This is a genomic window from Streptomyces sp. L-9-10 (assembly GCF_004151105.1).
GTDB lineage: Bacteria > Actinomycetota > Actinomycetes > Streptomycetales > Streptomycetaceae > Streptomyces.
Genome location: NZ_PHRF01000145.1, coordinates 1 through 1,991, shown reverse-complemented (window position 1 = coordinate 1,991; position 1,991 = coordinate 1). Strand labels below are relative to the sequence as shown.

1 protein-coding gene is annotated in these 1,991 nt (G+C 69.8%); it reads left to right on the top strand.

Annotated features, from left to right (window positions below):
• Window positions 1-1,991: beta-ketoacyl synthase N-terminal-like domain-containing protein (locus CU044_RS30360; RefSeq protein WP_240045946.1), on the top strand; the 1,991-nt coding region annotated here is incomplete at both ends.

Below are 1,991 nucleotides of genomic sequence, written 5' to 3'. Positions count from 1 at the left end.
CTGGACCTCGTACGCGGACAGGTCGCTCTGGTCCTGGGGCACGCCGACGGTGACGCGGTCAACCCGGGCCGCGCCTTCCGCGACCTGGGCTTCGACTCGCTGACCTCCGTCGAACTCCGTAACCGGCTCAACACCGTGACCGGGCTGCGGCTCCCGGCCACGATGGTCTTCGACTACCCGACCGTCGAGGCGCTGGTCGATCATCTGCTCGATGAACTGCTGGGCTCCGACGCGGCGGTGGCCGTGCCGGCCGTCACGCGGACCGCCGCGGTGGCCGACGATCCGATCGTGGTCGTGGGGATGAGCTGCCGGTATCCGGGCGGGGTCGCCTCGCCGGAGGATCTGTGGCGGCTGGTCACCGAGGGCAGCGATGTGATCTCCGCCTTCCCGACCAATCGTGGCTGGGACGTGGACCGGCTGTTCAACCCGGACCCCGACCACAAGGGCACGTCGTACACGCGACAGGGCGGATTCCTGCATACTGCGGGCGAGTTCGACCCGGCGTTCTTCGGGATGAGCCCCCGCGAGGCGCTCGCCACGGACTCGCAGCAGCGGCTGCTGCTGGAAACCTCGTGGGAGGCGATCGAGCGGGCCGGGATCGACCCGGTGTCGCTGAAGGGCAGCGCGACCGGCGTATTCGCCGGTGTCATGTACAACGACTACAGCACCGTCCTGGGAGGCCCGGAGTTCGAGGGCTTCCAGGGGAGCGGCAGTTCGCCGAGCCTCGCGTCGGGCCGGGTGTCCTACACGCTGGGTCTGGAGGGGCCGGCGGTGACGGTGGACACGGCGTGCTCGTCGTCGCTCGTCGCGATGCACTGGGCCATGCAGGCGCTGCGCAGCGGCGAATGCTCCCTCGCACTCGCCGGTGGCGTGACCGTGATGTCGACCCCGTCGGTGTTCGTCGACTTCTCCCGACAGCGCGGACTCTCTCCCGACGGCCGCTGCAAGGCGTTCTCGGACGCGGCCGACGGCGTCGGCTGGTCGGAGGGTGTCGGCATGCTGGTCCTGGAGCGGCTGTCCGACGCACGACGTAACGGCCACGAGATCCTCGCGGTGGTCCGGGGTTCGGCCGTCAACCAGGACGGTGCGTCGAACGGACTCACCGCCCCCAACGGTCCGTCGCAGCAGCGCGTGATCCGTCAGGCGCTCGCCAGTGGCGGACTCGCGGCCGACGATGTCGATGTGGTGGAGGCGCACGGTACGGGGACAACGCTCGGCGACCCGATCGAGGCGCAGGCACTCCTCGCCGAATACGGCCGGGACCGTGCCCCGGAGCGTCCGCTGCTGCTGGGCTCGGTGAAGTCGAACATCGGTCATACGCAGGCGGCTGCGGGTGTGGCGGGTGTGATCAAGATGATCATGGCGATGCGTCATGGGGTGCTGCCGCAGACGCTGCACGTCGATGCCCCGTCCTCGCATGTGGACTGGTCGGAAGGCGCGGTGGAGCTGCTCACCGAGCAGACGCGGTGGCCGGAGGTCGGTCGTGCGCGGCGCGCGGCTGTGTCGTCGTTCGGGATCAGCGGGACGAACGCGCACGTCATCCTGGAACAGCCGACCACCGTCATCGAGGGAACGGTCCTCGGCAGTACGGAAGCCCCGGAGACCGAGTCGGGTGTGGTTCCGTGGGCGCTCTCGGGCAAGACGGCCGAGGCGCTGCGCGGCCAGGCGGCCAGGCTGCTGTCGTCGATCGAGGCGCGGCCGGAGCTGCGGCCGGTGGATGTCGGGTTCTCGCTGGCGACGGGCCGGTCGGTGTTCGATCACCGGGCGGTGGTGTTGGCGGGCGATTCCGCAGATGCGGTGCGGGCTCTTGGGGCTCTGGCGTCCGGTGACGTGGATTCGTCGGTGGTGTCGGGTTCGGTGGTTGGTGGGAAGACGGCGGTGCTGTTCTCGGGTCAGGGCAGTCAGCGGTTGGGGATGGGCCGTGAGTTGTACGGGCGGTTCCCGGTGTTCGCGGAGGCGCTGGATTCTGTACTCGCCGTGCTGGATGCCGA